General features: G+C 65.1%; 14 protein-coding genes. 5 read left to right on the top strand and 9 right to left on the bottom strand.

Features of this window, described 5'->3' with window-relative positions; all coding sequences use genetic code 11:
• The first annotated feature begins 19 nt into the window (after positions 1 to 19).
• Entirely contained in the window at positions 20 to 691 is a 672-nt protein-coding gene (locus QJT78_RS03625) for a DUF938 domain-containing protein (RefSeq protein ID WP_028151970.1), read from the top strand.
• Positions 692 to 807: 116 nt separating this feature from the next.
• Here the strand turns inward: QJT78_RS03625 and QJT78_RS03620 are convergent, their stop codons facing one another.
• Complete coding sequence (locus QJT78_RS03620; RefSeq protein ID WP_028151971.1) at positions 808 to 2874, bottom strand: prolyl oligopeptidase family serine peptidase; 2067 nt, start codon at positions 2872 to 2874, stop codon at positions 808 to 810.
• Between the two features lie 197 nt (positions 2875 to 3071).
• On the opposite strand from QJT78_RS03620, the gene QJT78_RS03615 reads away from it, so the two are divergent.
• Positions 3072 to 4319 (top strand): MFS transporter, encoded by a 1248-nt coding sequence (locus QJT78_RS03615; protein ID WP_038942180.1) that lies wholly within the window; start codon positions 3072 to 3074, stop codon positions 4317 to 4319.
• A gap of 174 nt (positions 4320 to 4493) precedes the next feature.
• A complete protein-coding gene (locus QJT78_RS03610) occupies positions 4494 to 5726 on the top strand; it encodes an MFS transporter (protein ID WP_028151973.1) in 1233 nt (410 codons plus the stop codon).
• 107 nt (positions 5727 to 5833) lie between these two features.
• On the opposite strand, the gene QJT78_RS03605 is transcribed toward QJT78_RS03610, so the two are convergent.
• Positions 5834 to 6328 (bottom strand): VOC family protein, encoded by a 495-nt coding sequence (locus QJT78_RS03605; RefSeq protein ID WP_028151974.1) that lies wholly within the window; start codon positions 6326 to 6328, stop codon positions 5834 to 5836.
• Between the two features lie 90 nt (positions 6329 to 6418).
• Positions 6419 to 6964, bottom strand: coding sequence for a carboxymuconolactone decarboxylase family protein (locus tag QJT78_RS03600; protein WP_028151975.1), 546 nt, complete (start codon positions 6962 to 6964; stop codon positions 6419 to 6421).
• A 136-nt stretch (positions 6965 to 7100) separates the two neighbouring features.
• Here QJT78_RS03600 and QJT78_RS03595 point away from each other — a divergent pair, with 136 nt between their 5' ends.
• Together QJT78_RS03595 and QJT78_RS03590 are read left to right on the top strand one after the other, a co-directional pair.
• Positions 7101 to 8300 (top strand): acyl-CoA dehydrogenase family protein, encoded by a 1200-nt coding sequence (locus QJT78_RS03595; protein WP_028151976.1) that lies wholly within the window; start codon positions 7101 to 7103, stop codon positions 8298 to 8300.
• 184 nt (positions 8301 to 8484) lie between these two features.
• Positions 8485 to 9624, top strand: coding sequence for an acyl-CoA dehydrogenase family protein (locus tag QJT78_RS03590; protein ID WP_028151977.1), 1140 nt, complete (start codon positions 8485 to 8487; stop codon positions 9622 to 9624).
• 330 nt (positions 9625 to 9954) lie between these two features.
• Here the strand turns inward: QJT78_RS03590 and QJT78_RS03585 are convergent, their stop codons facing one another.
• From QJT78_RS03585 to QJT78_RS03560, 6 genes are all read right to left on the bottom strand, one after another.
• Complete coding sequence (locus QJT78_RS03585) at positions 9955 to 10992, bottom strand: amino acid ABC transporter substrate-binding protein (RefSeq protein WP_028151978.1); 1038 nt, start codon at positions 10990 to 10992, stop codon at positions 9955 to 9957.
• Between the two features lie 55 nt (positions 10993 to 11047).
• Positions 11048 to 11641 (bottom strand): L,D-transpeptidase, encoded by a 594-nt coding sequence (locus tag QJT78_RS03580; RefSeq protein ID WP_028151979.1) that lies wholly within the window; start codon positions 11639 to 11641, stop codon positions 11048 to 11050.
• Between the two features lie 196 nt (positions 11642 to 11837).
• Positions 11838 to 12812 carry a hypothetical protein gene (locus QJT78_RS03575; protein WP_028151980.1) on the bottom strand — a complete coding sequence of 325 codons (975 nt, stop codon included), beginning with the start codon at positions 12810 to 12812 and terminating at the stop codon, positions 11838 to 11840.
• 102 nt (positions 12813 to 12914) lie between these two features.
• Positions 12915 to 13478 carry a thioredoxin family protein gene (locus tag QJT78_RS03570; protein ID WP_028151981.1) on the bottom strand — a complete coding sequence of 188 codons (564 nt, stop codon included), beginning with the start codon at positions 13476 to 13478 and terminating at the stop codon, positions 12915 to 12917.
• A gap of 31 nt (positions 13479 to 13509) precedes the next feature.
• A complete protein-coding gene (locus tag QJT78_RS03565) occupies positions 13510 to 14208 on the bottom strand; it encodes a cytochrome c biogenesis CcdA family protein (protein WP_028151982.1) in 699 nt (232 codons plus the stop codon).
• A gap of 448 nt (positions 14209 to 14656) precedes the next feature.
• Entirely contained in the window at positions 14657 to 15268 is a 612-nt protein-coding gene (locus QJT78_RS03560; protein WP_028151983.1) for a sigma-70 family RNA polymerase sigma factor, read from the bottom strand.
• Positions 15269 to 15504: the final 236 nt, after the last annotated feature.

Here is a 15504-nt window from a genome sequence, read left to right as displayed (position 1 = left end):
TTTTTCAAGGGGACCTCAATTGGCTGAATATGTCGTCGAATTTGGCAGGGACGGCGGACGGGTCGAGTCGGATGGGCGGCTCGATGCACCGGCATTTCATCGCAATCACGAGCCGCTCTGGGCGGCGCTGGAAAAGCATCTCGCAGGCCTGACCGGCGACGTCGTCGAGCTCGGCAGCGGAACCGGCCAGCACGTGGTCCATTTCGCGCAGCACACGCCCGGCCTGATTTGGTGGCCGAGCGACCTCAACCAGCGCCACCTCAAGAGCATCGAGGCCTGGCGCGTCCATTCGGGCCTGCAAAACATCCGCTCGCCGCTGCGGATCGATCTCACCGACCCCGACTGGTGCCCGGAGATGCGAAGCGGGCAGGGCCCGACGAGTCTGGCCGCATTGTTCTGCGCCAACGTCATCCACATCGCACCATGGAGCGTGGCCGAGGGCCTGTTCGCCGGCGCCGGCCGTTACTTGCGGGCCGATGGCAAGCTGTTCCTCTACGGCCCCTTCAAGCGCGACGGCAAGCACACCGCGCTCAGCAATGCCGTGTTCGACACCTCCTTGCGCGAAGGCAATCCCGAATGGGGCGTGCGCGATATCAGCGACGTCGAGACGCTGGCACGCGGAGCCAGCCTTCGCCTCGTCGACACGATCGAGATGCCGGCGAACAATCTGACGCTGGTGTTTTCGCGCTAGGAGTTCGTCATGCCCGGGCTTGTCCCGGGCATCCACGTTCTTCGTGCGGTGGGGTAAGGCGTGGATGGCCGGGTCAAGCCCGGCCATGACGATGCGGAAGCGTCAGCGCCCGAACGCTAGCCTTCATCCTTCCACCCGATCCTGTCCTTCAAGAACCGGAAGCCGATCACCTCGAACCCCGCGCGTTCCTTGTTGTCCTTACCGTAGCCGTGGCCGCCGGCTTCCGGCTCGTAGAACCAGGCCTCGTAGCCCATCGCCTGCAGCTTTGCGGCCATCTTGCGCGCGTGACCGGGATGAACGCGGTCGTCGCGGCGTGTCGTGGCGATCAGGATCGGCGGATAGGACTGGCCGGCCTTCACGTTGTGATAGGCCGAGTAGGTCTGCAGCCACTCCCACTCTTCGGGCTTATCAGGGTCGCCATATTCCGCGATCCAGCTCGCGCCCGCGAGCAGTTTGGTGTAGCGGCGCATGTCGATCAGCGGGATGGTGCAGAACAGCGCGCCGAAGCGCTCGGGGTAGCGCACCAGCATGTTGGTGATGAGGATGCCGCCGTTCGACCCGCCTTGCGCCGCGATCCGTTTTGGCTTCGTCACGCCGCGTCGCACGAGATCGGCGGCAACGGCCGCGAAATCGTCGTGCGAGAGCTTCTTGCCCGCGAGCCGCCCGGCATCGTGCCAGCGGGTGCCGAACTCGCCGCCGCCGCGCAAATTCGCCTGCACGATGGTGCCGCCGCGCTCGAGCCACAGCTTGCCGAGCGAGGGGTTGTAGTACGGCTTCACCGCATGGGCGAAGCCGCCATAGGCGCTCATATAGACCGGCGCATCGCCGGTCTCGCCGGTGGGACCCGTCTGCACATAGGGAATGCGCTCGCCGTCGATCGAGATCGCCTCGTGCTGTGTAACCACGAGACCGTCGGCGGTGAACGTCTTCGGCGCCTGCTTCAGCACGGTCGGGCTTGCGACGCCGCGCTCCAGCAACAGCAGCGACGGCGGCGTGAGCGGATCCTGCACATTGGCGAGCAGGTCGCCATTGCTCTCGGACGGATGACGATCGAGCGGCCAGATATCGACGACGCCGATCTCGGGGAGACCGGGAAGCGTCTCGCGGCTCCAGCCCGTGGCTGATGGCGTGCAGATCTCGAAGCGCGGCCTGAGTTCGTCGAGGATCGACAGCACCAGCTTGCCGCCCGCCCAGAACAGGCCTTGCAGGGCGCGCCGCGGCACCGGCTCGAACAGGACCGCGAAATCGCGGTGGCCTGCGAGGAACGCGGTGAGCGAGATGCCGAGCACGGTGTCGGTGGCATAGGTCCGCCCCTCGACCTGCCAGTCCTTGCGCAACTTCACCGCGAACCAGTCGCCATGCGCCTGCATCCAGATGCCGGTCGGCAGATCGAGCTTCGTCGTCGTGCCGGTCGCATCGCGCAGCCAGATCGCATGATTGAAGAAGTCGATCTGGTCGACGATCCAGACCCGCGGTGCCGGTCCGGTGTCGTCGGCCATGCCTGACATCGCCATGTGATCGGCGGTGGTCTCGAGGATCATTTGCGCCTGATCGACGGGCTGGCCGCGCCGCCACACGCGAACGGTCCGCGAATATCCGGAAGTCGTCGCCATGTCCTCGCCATGGGCGCTCGACAGCAGCAGCGTATCGGCATCGATCCAGTCCACGCCGCCCTTGGCCTCCGGCAGCGTAAACCCGTCCGCGACGAAGCTCTTCGTGTCGAGGTCGAATTCCCGCAGGGTGACGGCGTCGCTGCCGCCGCGCGACAGGCTCAAAATAGCCCGCGAGCGTCCCGGCATCGTGGCGATCCCGCTCAGCAGCCAGTCCTCGCCTTCGCTCGCCGCGAGCTGGTCGATGTCCAGCATGATCTCCCACGCCGGATGCGGTTTGCGAAATTCCGCCAGCGTGGTTCGCCGCCACAGGCCGCGCGGGTTGGCGGCATCCTTCCAGAGATTGTGGAGGTCGCTGCCGCGCCGGCTGACATAGGGGATGTTGTCGGGACGATCGTAGATCGCCGCGAGGACATCGCGGTCGCGCTCGAAGGCCGCGCCCCCGAACGCGGCGAGCGTCAGTTGATTCTGCCGCGCGACGAAATCGAGCGCCTGCTTGCCTTCGATCTCCTCCAGCCAGAGCCAGGGATCGTCGTCGGGAGCGCTGAGCGTGGGCCGGTCGTCGACGGTCATGAACGATACTCCCAGAGGTCGCGGCGGATAGGATTTGATCGAGCGCAAGCCGTCAAGTGCGCGGGCCGGTATCATCCGCCCGATTGCGTCAGAGGCATGGCCTGCGCCCGTTTGCGCCGGTTGCCCGCCCTCCCGCACCCCTCCATAGTGCCGGGAGTCAACAAGTCCTCTTTAAAGATCCGCGGGCGGAAATGCCGATGTTAGACGTGACTACAGCCCACGAAATCGCTGCCGACGCCCGCGTGCGTGCCAATGTGGTGCGCCTTGCGGCGGCGCAAGCGCTGACCGGCGCCAACTCGGCCGTGATCTTCGCCACCGGCTCGATCGTCGGCGCGACGCTCGCACCCGACATGTCGTTCGCGACCGTGCCGATCTCGATGTATGTGTTGGGGCTCGCCGCCGGCACGCTGCCGACCGGTGCGATCTCGCGCCGCTTCGGCCGCCGCGCGGCCTTTATCGTCGGCACGGGTCTGGGCACGCTCACCGGCCTGTGCGGCTCGTTCGCGATTTTGCATGCTTCGTTCGCGCTGTTCTGCGTCGCGACCTTCCTCGGCGGCCTCTACGGCGCGGTGGCGCAATCCTATCGCTTCGCCGCCGCCGACGGCGCGAGCGCGGCCTACCGGCCCAAGGCGGTGTCCTGGGTGATGGCCGGCGGCGTGTTCGCCGGCGTGCTCGGCCCGCAGCTCGTGCAATGGACCATGGACGTCTGGTCGCCCTATCTGTTCGCCTTCAGCTTCCTGGTGCAGGCGGCGGTCGCGCTGGTCGCGATGGGCATCGTCGCCGGCGTCGACATGCCCAAGCCCGCACCTGCAGATCTGCACGGCGGCCGGCCGCTGCTCGACATCGTGACCCAGCCGCGCTTCATCGCGGCCGCGCTGTGCGGCGTCATCTCCTATCCCATGATGAACCTGGTGATGACCTCGGCGCCGCTCGCCATGAAGATGTGCGGCCTCAGTGTCAGTGATTCCAATTTCGGCATTCAATGGCACATCGTCGCCATGTACGGGCCGAGCTTCTTCACCGGCGCGCTCATCGCGCGCTTCGGCGCGCCCAAGATCGTCGCCGCCGGCCTGCTGCTGGAGGCCGTGGCCGCGGGTATCGGTCTTTCAGGCCTCACCGCGATGCATTTCTGGGCCACGCTGATCGTGCTCGGTGTCGGCTGGAATTTCTCCTTCATCGGCGCCTCCGCGCTGGTGCTGGAGACGCACCGTCCGCAGGAGCGCAACAAGGTGCAGGCCTTCAACGATTTCCTGGTGTTCGGCATGATGGCGATCGGCTCGTTCTCCTCCGGCCAGTTGCTGGCGAATTACGGCTGGTCCGCGGTGAACATGGTGGTATTCCCGCCGGTGGTGCTCGGCCTCGCCGTGCTCTCGCTGGCGTCCTGGGCCCGCCGCCGCAAGGCGCGGTTGGACGCGGCGATGGGCGAATTCCCGGATGCGATCTGAATTGGCGGGAGGCTGGCGGCAGCGTTGATAGTTCGATCCAGGTCGAAGTGATTTTTGGGTGAGGATTATCTAGATGTCGTCATGGCCGGGCTTGACCCGGCCATCCACGTCTTGGGCGCGGATCGAAGAACGTGGATGCCCGGGACACGCCCGGGCATGACGGAGTAGGCGGCAATGCTCGATAACCCTCAACAGCCCAGGATCGACGAATCCGCGTTCCGCTACGAAGGCTGGCGCATCGTTGCGGTCTGCTTCCTGCTCGCGACGTTCGGCTGGGGGCTCGGTTTCTACGGCCAGAGCGTCTATGTCGCCGAGCTCCAGCGCGCGCGGGGCTGGCCGGCCTCGCTGATCTCCTCGGGCACGACGTTCTTCTATCTGTTCGGTGCGCTGCTGGTCGTCTTCGTCGGCGAAGCCGTCCGGAAATACGGCCCGCGCCTCTGCCTGATCGCCGGCACGCTGGCGATGGCGGCGGCTGCGGTCGCGATCGGCGCGGTGCGCGAACCCTGGCAGCTCTATCTCGCCGACGCCGTGCTCGCCTTCGGCTGGGCCGGCACCAGTCTCGCCATGATCACCAACACGATCAGCCTGTGGTTCGACCAGAAGCGCGGCATGGCGATCAGCTTGGCGCTGAACGGCGCCAGCTTTGGCGGCATCGTCGGCGTGCCGCTGCTGGTGACCCTGATCGGCCATGTCGGCTTTGCCAGCGCGATGTACGCCGCCGCCGGCGCGATGCTGGTGTTGCTGCTGCCGGTGATCCTCCTTCTCGTCGGCCGGCCGCCCGATCTTCACGGCTGGCACGCGACGGCGAAGGCCAGGCCGCAATCGTCGACCGAGATCCGCGCATGGGCGTTGCGCGACATCGGCTTTCTCACGGTGACGATTGCGTTCGCGCTGGTGCTGTTCGCGCAGGTCGGCTTCATCGTGCACCTGATCTCGTTCCTCGATCCCGTGATCGGCCGCGAGCGCGCAGCGGTGGCGGTCGCGGTGCTGACCGCGATGGCGGTGATCGGCCGCGTGCTGTTCTCGATGGTGATCGACCGCCTCAACCAGCGGCTTGCCGCGGCACTGTCGTTCCTCAGCCAGGCCGCGGCGCTTTGCGTCGTCATCAATTTGCACAACGACTATGTGCTGATCGCGGCCTGCGCGGTGTTCGGCTTCTCGGTCGGCAATCTCATCACGCTGCCGTCGCTGATCGTGCAGCAGGAATTCGACTCCGCCTCGTTCGGCGTGCTGATCAGCCTGAATACGGCGATCAACCAGGTGACCTACGCGTTCGGCCCGGGCGTCGTCGGATTTCTGCGCGATTTCTCGGGCGGCTATACGCTACCGTTCTATCTGTGTATCGCGCTGGAGGTGGCGGCCGCGGCGCTGATCATGGTGCGGGGGAAGCCAAAAGCGAAGCTCTAGTAGGGTGGGCAAAGGCGCGAAGCGCCGTGCCCACCATCGACCTCTCAACGTGCCTCGCGAGAGGTGGTGGGCACGCTACGCTTTGCCCACCCTACGAGACTACGGCATCACCCCTCCCGCTGCTTCAGCAACCCCTCGACATCGAGCCGCTTCGTGAACATCGCAAGCTTGCCGTCCGGCCCGAGCGGCCATTGCTCTTTCGGCTTGTCCCAATACAGCTCCACGCCGTTCTCGTCGGGATCGCGCAGATACAACGCCTCGCTGACGCCGTGATCGCTGGCGCCGTCGAGCGCAATGCCGGCCGTGAGCACACGATGCAGCGCATCCGCCAGCGCCGGCCGCGTCGGATAGAGGATCGCGGTGTGGAAGAGGCCTGTCGTGCCCGGCGGCGGCGGCGAGCCGCCCTTGCTCTCCCAGGTGTTGAGCCCGATGTGGTGATGATAGCCGCCGGCCGAGATGAACGCTGCGCCCGAGCCCATGCGCTGCATCAGCTCGAAACCAAGCACGCCACAGTAAAAGCCGAGCGCACGATCGAGATCGGCGACCTTGAGATGAACGTGGCCGATCCTTGTGCCGGCATGGACGGCTGGGCTTTGCGACATGGTGCTGCTCCGTTGACCAACTCCAGATAAGGCCGGCTCCGGGACAGTACTACCTGCCTATCCCGAAACCCATCGTTTCCGGATACGAAACTATGAGAGCTCCGGCACCTCGCCCTCCGGCAGCTCGAACTCGAACGTGTTCAGCGTCATGGATACCATTGTGTAATAGCCGCACAGCCCGATCACCTCGACGACGCCGCGCTCGCCGAGCAACGCGACGGCCGCATCGTAGAGACCCTTCTCGACGCCATGGCCTTCATGCAGCGACTTCGCGACGTCGTAGATCATCTGGCCCTTGGGATCGTTGAAGGCAGGCGTGCGGCGGTCGCGGATCGCGTCGATGATCTCAGGGTCCATGCCGCCCTGGAGCGCCAGGCGCTTATGCGCATACCATTCGTAATGCGCAGTCCAGTGCCGCGCCGTCACCAGGATTGCGATCTCCGAAAGCTTGGCGGGGAATATCGTGTCGTAGCGCAGCACTTCGCCGAGCCGCGTGGCGTGACGGGCCATGTCGGGGCTGTTGAGCCAGGCCATCATCGGCGCCGGCGGCTTGCCGCGCTTGCCGGCAATCGACTCGTCATAGGTCTGCCGCTGGCTCTCGTTCATTTCGCCAGGCGAAAGGAGTTTCAGGCGCATTGTTATTTCCTCTTTGTTTTCAAGCTCGCCGTGGCGGCGACTATAGCCGAATGCAGCGCCACGGAAGTGGTTGAATTCCACGGTGCGATGGCTCAGAGTCGCGCCCAACAAGTCTTTTTGATTGATGGAAACGACCATGAGTGAATCTGAGCCCGCCGATCTTGAGAAATTCCGCAGCGAGACGCGCGCCTGGCTGGAAGCCAACTGCCCGCCGGAGATGCGCAAGCCCGTGACCTCGGATAACGACGTGTTCTGGGGCGGACGCAATACGAAATTCGCGTCCGAGCCGCAGCGCCTCTGGTTCGAGCGCATGCGCGACAAGGGCTGGACCGTACCTGACTGGCCTAGGGAATATGGCGGCGGTGGCCTGAGCGCTGCTGAGCACAAGGTGCTGCGCGCCGAGATGGCCAGGATGGGCGCGCGTCCGCCGCTGTCGAGCTTCGGCATCTGGATGCTGGGGCCGGCGCTGCTCAAATACGGCAACGAGGCGCAGAAGAAGGAGCACCTGCCTGACATCGCGGCGGGCCTGATCCGCTGGTGCCAGGGCTATTCCGAGCCGAACGCCGGCTCCGATCTCGCCTCGCTCCAGACCCGCGCCGAGAGCGACGGCGATGATTTCGTCATCACGGGCTCGAAGATCTGGACGTCCTATGCCAACTATGCCGACTGGATCTTCTGCCTCGTCCGCACCGATCCCACGGCGAAGAAGCACGACGGCATCAGCTTCATCCTGTTCGACATGGCCTCGAAGGGCGTGACGACCAAGCCGATCCTGCTGATCTCAGGCTATTCGCCGTTCTGCGAAACCTTCTTCGACGGTGTCCGCGTGCCGAAGTCGCACGTGGTCGGCACCGTCAATCGCGGTTGGGACGTCGCAAAATATCTGCTCCAGCATGAGCGCGCGATGATATCAGGCATGGGCGAGCGCGGCGTCGGCCGGCCGCTCGGCCAGATCGCGGCGGATTCCGTCGGCACCGATGCACAAGGCAAGCTCGACGATTCCATGCTGCGCGGCCGGATCGCGAGCTTCGACGTCGATGAGGCCGCGCTCGCCGCTTGCGCCGAACGCGCGGTCGATCTCGCCAAGGCCGGCCAGGCGCATCCGGCGTTCTCGTCCGCGATGAAGTACTACGGCACCGAGCTCAACAAGCGCCGCCACGAGATCCTGATGTCGGCCGGCGGCGTCAACGCGCTGGAATGGGAGAGCGAGCGCTCCAGGCAGGGCGCCCGCCCGCGCGCCTGGCTGCGCACCAAGGCCAACTCGATCGAGGGCGGCACGACGGAGGTGATGCTCGGCATCGTCGCCAAGCGCATCCTGGATTTGCCGGGGGCGTGAGGCACGCTCTCACCACCCGTCATTCCGGGGCGCGCGACTTGTCCGCCGAAGCTCGAAGAGCGAAGGCGGAAGCGCGAGCCCGGAATCCATAACCACCAGTCGGGAGTATGGATTCCGGGCCTGCGCCTACGGCGCATCCCGGAATGACGAAGACAAAATAGATTTTCGAATCGGAAACATCACCATGGCCCTCGTCCTCACCGAAGAACAATCCATGCTCCGCGACTCAGCGCGCGGGCTGATCAGCGACAAGGCGCCGGTGTCGCACCTGCGATCCCTGCGCGACGCCAAGGATCCCACCGGCTTCTCCAAGGAGCTCTGGCATTCCTTCGCCGAGATGGGCTTTGCCGGCCTCCTGGTGCCGGAAGAGTTCGGCGGCAGCGGCCTCGGCTTCATGGAGGCCGGTGTCGTGATGGAAGAGATCGGCCGCACCTTGATGCCGTCGCCGTTCCTCGCCACCAGCGTGGTGGCGGCCTCGGCGCTGAATCGCGGCGGCAATGCCGCGCAGAAGTCGGAATTCTTGCCGAAAATTTCCAACGGCTCGCTGCTCGCGACGCTCGCGATCGACGAAGGCGCCAAGCATCGCCCGCTTCAGACCAGCCTGCAGGCGGTGCGCGCCGGCAACGGCTTCAAGCTCTCCGGCGCCAAGGCGCTGGTCGTCGACGGCCACGTCGCGGACCTCTTCATCGTCGCGGCGCGCACCGCGGGCGCCGCCGGCGAGCGTGAAGGGCTGACGCTGTTCCTGGTCAATCCCAAGGCCAAGGGCGTTGCGATCGAGCGCACCATCATGGTCGATGCGCACAACGCGGCACGGATCGAGCTTGCCAATGTCGAGGTCAACGCCGATAGCGTGCTCGGCGAGGTCGATCAGGGCGCAGCGCTGCTCGACGGCGTGCTCGACATCGGCCGCGGCGCGGTCGCCGCCGAGATGGTGGGCTTGAGCGAAGAGGTCTTCAACCGCACCGTCGAGTACCTCAAGAACAGAAAGCAGTTCGGCAAGCTGATCGGCGAATTCCAGGCGCTGCAGCACCGTGCCGCCGAGCTCTATGTCGACATCGAGATCACCCGCGCCGCCACGATGAAGGCGCTGCAGGCACTCGATGCCGACGTCGCCAAGGCCGCATCAAGCGTCGCCGTGGCCAAGGCCCGCGCCGGCACCACCGCCACCCGCGCGGTGCAGGAAGGCGTGCAGATGCATGGCGGCATGGGCATGACCGACCAGTTCGACATCGGCTTCTTCATGAAGCGCGCACGCGTGTGCGAGGAGTTGTTCGGCGACGCGAATTACCACACCGAGCAGCTGGCAAGGGCGCGCGGGTATTGATCTGAGTTGAGGAGAGGCGCGAGGGGCGCACCTCACACGCGGTGCCGTCGCCCGGCTTGACCGGGCGACCCAGTACGCCGCGGCTTCTCCGGATACGATTGACGTCTCGGAATACTGGATCGCCCGGTCAAGCCGGGCGATGACAGTTGAGAGTGTGGAGAGTGCCTGCCCCAAGCTCCGTCATGGCCGGGCTTGTCCCGGCCATCCACGTTCTTACGGTGCCTCAAAAACGTAGATGCCCGGGCCTTCGCCTCGCCGAAGCGGCTTCGGCCGCGCAGGCGGAACAAGCCCGGGCATGACGATTGAGAGCGTGGCTGCAACCGAAGTCTACTACCGCATCGGCGGTGCGTACTGCACGCCGCCGGCATTCCACAGCTGGTTCATGCCGCGCGGGATCTTCAGCTTGGACTTCTCGCCGATGTTGCGCTCGTACATCTCGCCGTAATTGCCGACGTTGCGGATGATGCGGACGACCCAGTCCTTGGTGAGGCCGAGCTGCTCGCCGTAATTGCCCTCGGTGCCGACCAGGCGCATCACTTCCGGCTTCTTCGACTTCAGCGCCTCGTCGATGTTCTCCGAGCTCACGCCGAGCTCCTCGGCGTTGATCATCGCGTAGAGCGTCCACTTCACGATCATCATCCAGTCGTCGTCGCGCTGGCGCACCACGGGCGCGAGCGGCTCCTTGGAGATCATGTCCGGCAGGATCATGTTGTCGCCGGGCTTGGAGAGATTAAGCCGCAGCGCGTAGAGCTGCGAGACGTCGGCGCTCAGCGTGTCGCACTTGCCGGAGTCGTAGGCCTTCACCACGTCATCCAGCTTGTCGAACTTCACCTCTTCATACTTCATGTTGTTGGCACGGAAGTAGTCGGCGACGTTGAGCAGCGTTGTCGTGCCAGCCTGCACGCAGACCTTGCTGCCGGTCAGGTCCAGCGAAGTCTCCTTGTTGCGTGAACGCGGCAGCATGAAGCCGGCGCCGTCGTAATAGGCCACCGCCGGGAAATAGAGGTCATAGTCGAGCTCGCGCGCCATGCTCCAGGTCGAGTTGCGCGAGAGGATGTCCACCTTGCGGCTCTGCAATTCCTTGAAGCGCTCGCTGGCGTCGAGCGGAACGAACTTGGCCTTGCCGGGATCGTTGAAGATGGCGGCTGCCACCGCGCGGCAGAAATCGACGTCGAATCCGGTCCAGTTGCCCTTGTCATCGGGGATCGAGAAGCCCGGCAGGCCCTTGTTGACGCCGCACAGCACCTCGCCGCGGCGAACGGTGCGCTTCAGGGTGCGGGTATCGTAGAACTCGTAGATCACCGCCAGGGCGCCGACCAGCACGGCAATCGCGAGCCCGATCAGCAGGCCGCCTCGAAAAGTGCGCATCATGTTGCTCTCTCGAAAAAATCGGGAAAAGGACTATTCGCTAAGGCGAGGAAGATCAGAGCTCGGGCTTCTGCCGGATGACCACCTTGGTACCGACCGGGACGCGATCGTAGAGATCGGCGACGTCATGGTTGACGAGACGGAAGCAGCCCGAGGATACCTTGGTGCCGATCGTATCAGGACGGTTGGTGCCGTGGATGCGGTAGACGGTGGTGCCGAGATACATGGCGCGGGCACCGAGCGGATTGCCGGGGCCGCCGGCCATGAAGCGCGGCAGATAGGGCTGTCGCTGGATCATCTCCGGCGGCGGCGTCCAGTCCGGCCACTCTTTCTTGTTGGTGATGTTCACCAGCCCCTGCCACTGGAAGCCGTCGCGGCCGACGCCGATGCCGTAACGGATCGCGCGCCCGCCCGGCTGCACCAGGTAGAGGTGGCGCTCAGCGGTCGAGATGATGATGGTGCCCGGCGTCTCGGTGGTGCGGAAGTAGACCACCTGCTTCTGCCATTCCGGCTCGAGCTGGTAAGCGTCGTCGGCGACCAGCCCCGGCTCGTCGCCGCGGTCGGGCTGCTGCGCGGAGGCGTATGAGGTGGTCAGGACCAGGCCCAGCGCCGCGATGAACGCCCCGGTCAGGCGACGATAATCCGTCATTTCAAGCTCTCCCCGCTGCCACAGCGTAAATCATTCGGACCATCTGAACTCAGGGGCAGCTTCGTGGCAAGTTCATGGCGCGCCCGGCTGGTATGTCACGAGAATGCTTTGGTTTTTTGACGAGGCCGGGCAATGCCACAAACAGGGGATGGCGCGAAAAGCAGTGCCGGCGCCATCCTCGCCGGGCCGCGGGCTGTCAGATCTTGTTATTCTCCGGCGCGATCCTGAGCCGCCGGACGATTTCGGTCCCCACCGCGCGGGCCTCGATCCGCGACCCGATGCGTGGGCTGCGAAAGCGTCGCCCCGAGCGCAACCGGATCGTGACGATGCAGTGCTCGTCCTCGGATCGGCCGCGGCGGTCGACGGTGATCGTCTTCACGTCGTGCCCCTCGATATGGTCGGCGCGCGGCGTGCCGTCGCCCCACAGGCGTTCGACGCGGATATCGCTCTCGCGGATGATCCAGAACGCGCCGGTCACGAGATTGGCGTATCGGTAAACCGCGAATGCGGCGATCGCGCCGAGCGGCAGCAGCAGGATGTCGACATGGCTGGGCGGCCATCCACGCCAGAGCTTGTAGGCGTAGGGAACGGCGGACAGGGCGACGGCGATCAGCGCGACTATCCTTATGTCCCGGGCGGAAAACGCCTCGAGCGGCTCGCCGAGACGCATCTCGGGATTGCTGGCATCGAGCGGATTGATGGGTGACTCGACGTCGGGGACATCGAACTGCGCGGCGATCCGCGCCACGGTGTCGCGTACATGCGTGACATCCGAGATCGGCGGCGACGTCAGGCGCTCCCCCGAGGCCAGCGTGAAGGCCAGCTGGAAACGGGCTTTCGCCCGCTTGCTGCCGGGAACCTGTAATCCCCTGATGTCGTCCTTCGCGACGATCCTGGTCCGGAGCTTTCCGAACGGACGCTGTTGCCCGATCAGGATCTCGCTCGGCGTGATGATCCACACCACCGCCGGCGCCAGCATGATGCCGACGACGAACGCTGCTCCCACGAGCAGCGCGGCCACCGAGACGATCACTTCCAACGTGTCGTGCGTGAACAGGCCCGGCGTGAAGCACAGCGCCACGGCGGCCGCAAAGCCGGACATGACCAGTCGCTGCGCGATCGAGGCGCCTTCGCGAAGCCGAATGTCGGTGCTGGTGGTCGCGTCGTCCATTGCGGGCGCTGATTCCGTCGCTCGGGAAACTCCACGGACGGGTCCGTGGAGTCAAGCAACAACGGCGAGACCTGAAACCAGTCGCCCGATGCCCGTGTGGGATCAGCTGCTGGCGTTCAGCAGCTTTGCCACGGTGCGGTCGATCTCGTCGTAGCTGCCTTCGCCCTCGTGCTGGAACACGATCTTGCCGGTCTGGTCGATGATGTATTGCGCCGGCCAATACCGGTTGCTGTAGGCGTTCCAGGTCTTGGAATCATTGTCCTGCGCCACGGGATAGGTGATGCCGTGGCGCTTCAGTGCGGCCTGCACATTGGTGGCGGAGCGCTCGAACGGGAATTCCGGCGTGTGCACGCCGACCACGACGAGGCCCTTGTCCTTGTACTTGGCGTAGAGGTCGGTGACGTGCGGCAGCGTGTTGACGCAGTTGACGCAGCCATAGGTCCAGAAGTCGACCAGCACGACCTTGCCGCGGAGGTCGGCGATGCTCAGCGGTTTCGAGTTGAACCAGGTGTTGATGCCGGTGAAATCGGGCGCGGTCTGCTGGCTTGCGGCGGCGGTGACGACAGGGGTGGCGCGCGCGGCCTCGTCGCAGATGCCGGGGATGACGGCGCCTGTCACGGCCATGCCGATCAGTGCGGCGGAGACGGCGAGCAGTTTGAAAGTCATGGAAGCGTCCTCCGGTGAAGATGAGCGATGATCACAGGTCGATCTGGCCGGTGGGATAGAATCCGGTGAGCCACGCCACGATCAGCGTGTCGTATTGGAAATAGGCCGCGACCGCGAAGGCGATCACGACGACTCCAAAGCCCTGCTGCAGCCGCGGCGAGATCCGCGCGAGGCTGCGTACCCGCGTGGTCGCGGCCTGTCCCCCATAGGCGATCGCGAGCATCGGAATTGCTGCGCCGATGGCATAGGCAATCAACAGCACGCCGGCCCAGCTGGCGTTCTTCGATGTCGCGACCAGCGTCAGGATCGAGCCGAGCACGGGACCGGCGCAGGGCGTCCAGACCAGGCCGAGCGTGGTGCCGAGCACGAGGCCGCCAAGCGCGCCCTCGCGCTGCACGGCACCGGCATTGCCGAGATCGAGCCAGCCATTGAGCCGGATCGAGAGCCATTCGAACGGCGCCGGCCACAGCATCAACAGGCCGAAGCCGAGCAGCAGGATCGACGCGGCCTCGCGCAGCACGTTCGGATCGAAATCGAACAGCCGCGTGATCGCACCCAACAGCAGCGCGGTCGCCGAGAACGAGACGACGAAGCCGAGCGCGATCATCGCGGGCCGCAAATGCCCCACCCGCCCGATCGAGGCGCCGAGCAGGATCGGCAGCATCGGCAGCGTGCAGGGCGCGGCGATGGTCAGGATGCCGGCAAGGACGGCGAAGACAAGTTCGAGCATCGGGCACTCGTGAGGGAGGTCACGAGGGCAGTTCGGGATGGCTGCGCGCGTTGTTAGGTGGCGTCACGCCTTCGTGAGGGGCGGCTGCCTGGTGTGGGGCGTACCGGGCGGAATTGCGAGGCAGTCCTGCCGGCCGCGGCGACGGTGCGCTCCCTCCCCCGCAAGGGGGGAGGGAGCGAGAGGGCAGTGGCCGCCTCACTCAGGCGAGAGAGGTGCACCGAGCCTGCCGCGGCTTTATCGCCCCAAACACAAAACGACCCGGAGGGGGGCATCCCGTCCGGGTCGCTGGAAGTCTTGGGAGGTTTAACGAAACCGTATGCGAGCTTTATAGGGGGGAAGTTTTTCCGCGTGATGTTGTGCTTTGTTTCAATTATTTCGTCGGCGGTAACACTTCCGTGTCCGTGGACAGGGCCGAAAGTGCGGTCCTATCCCATTGAAATTCTTGGACTTAAGCGGCGAAACGATCGACGCCGGCGCCCTTAAGCAAATCGGCGAGTTGCTTGCGGGCATAGAACATCCGGGTCTTCACCGTGCTCTGCGGGATGCCGATGATCTGGCCGACCTCCTCCACCGACTTCTCATGGTAGTAGACGAGGTTGATGATCTCGCGATGCGCGGGCGACAGCTTTTGCACGCACGCGCGCAGGATGGCGCTGGTGTCGTTGCGGTCGAGCGAGGTCTCCGGCGTCTCGGCATCGTCAGGAATCTGGCGCACGTCGTCCTGGTCGATGTCCTCGAAGCGGCGCTGGCGCATCGCGGTGAGCGCCTTGAAGCGGGCGATCGAGAGCAGCCAGGTCGAGACCTGCGAGCGGCCCTGGAATTGGCCTGCGGTGCGCCACACGTCCAGGAACACCTGGCTGACCAGGTCTTCCGCCGTGGTCGCGTCACGCACGATGCGCAGGATAAAGCGATAGACCCGCACATTGTGCCGGCAATAGAGGATGTGCATGGACGTCCGGTTGCCGTCCGCAATGCTCTCCAGGAGCATGTCGTCCGAGGTCGCCTGAGCGGCAATGATGCTCTGGCTGGCTTGGGCGTTGATGGCGATGACGTTCGGCATTGACTTGCTCCCCGTAGCGCCGCAACCGAGCGGCGTTTCCTTGGACCAAAGTGTTAATCAGCGAACGTTTCGGGACGTCTGCACCAAAAGCGAAAAATGGTTTCGTGCGCCGCCAAATTGTTTCGTCGGACAGGTCGCGACGAAACATTCGGGGCGAAAAGCCGTGGAATTTCAATGTACGGAAAATACGGGGGTGGTGGATTGGGGAGCGCGCGGGGCAGCCGGGAACGAAATTC

Source organism: Bradyrhizobium sp. Mp27 (assembly GCF_029953005.1).
In the GTDB taxonomy this organism is placed as follows: Bacteria; Pseudomonadota; Alphaproteobacteria; order Rhizobiales; family Xanthobacteraceae; genus Bradyrhizobium; species Bradyrhizobium barranii.
Note: the sequence above shows the minus strand (reverse complement) of the source record. Positions and strands in the feature narration are given on the sequence as shown.

What these genes read in the sequence shown, in the direction of transcription:
- QJT78_RS03620 (WP_028151971.1), bottom strand. Translation starts at nt 2,874, where the DNA reads ATGACCGTCGACGACCGGCCCACGCTCAGCGCTCCCGACGACGATCCC.
- QJT78_RS03615 (WP_038942180.1), top strand. Translation starts at nt 3,072, where the DNA reads ATGTTAGACGTGACTACAGCCCACGAAATCGCTGCCGACGCCCGCGTG.
- QJT78_RS03610 (WP_028151973.1), top strand. Translation starts at nt 4,494, where the DNA reads ATGCTCGATAACCCTCAACAGCCCAGGATCGACGAATCCGCGTTCCGC.
- QJT78_RS03605 (WP_028151974.1), bottom strand. Translation starts at nt 6,328, where the DNA reads ATGTCGCAAAGCCCAGCCGTCCATGCCGGCACAAGGATCGGCCACGTT.
- QJT78_RS03600 (WP_028151975.1), bottom strand. Translation starts at nt 6,964, where the DNA reads ATGCGCCTGAAACTCCTTTCGCCTGGCGAAATGAACGAGAGCCAGCGG.
- QJT78_RS03595 (WP_028151976.1), top strand. Translation starts at nt 7,101, where the DNA reads ATGAGTGAATCTGAGCCCGCCGATCTTGAGAAATTCCGCAGCGAGACG.
- QJT78_RS03590 (WP_028151977.1), top strand. Translation starts at nt 8,485, where the DNA reads ATGGCCCTCGTCCTCACCGAAGAACAATCCATGCTCCGCGACTCAGCG.
- QJT78_RS03585 (WP_028151978.1), bottom strand. Translation starts at nt 10,992, where the DNA reads ATGCGCACTTTTCGAGGCGGCCTGCTGATCGGGCTCGCGATTGCCGTG.
- QJT78_RS03580 (WP_028151979.1), bottom strand. Translation starts at nt 11,641, where the DNA reads ATGACGGATTATCGTCGCCTGACCGGGGCGTTCATCGCGGCGCTGGGC.
- QJT78_RS03575 (WP_028151980.1), bottom strand. Translation starts at nt 12,812, where the DNA reads ATGGACGACGCGACCACCAGCACCGACATTCGGCTTCGCGAAGGCGCC.
- QJT78_RS03570 (WP_028151981.1), bottom strand. Translation starts at nt 13,478, where the DNA reads ATGACTTTCAAACTGCTCGCCGTCTCCGCCGCACTGATCGGCATGGCC.
- QJT78_RS03565 (WP_028151982.1), bottom strand. Translation starts at nt 14,208, where the DNA reads ATGCTCGAACTTGTCTTCGCCGTCCTTGCCGGCATCCTGACCATCGCC.
- QJT78_RS03560 (WP_028151983.1), bottom strand. Translation starts at nt 15,268, where the DNA reads ATGCCGAACGTCATCGCCATCAACGCCCAAGCCAGCCAGAGCATCATT.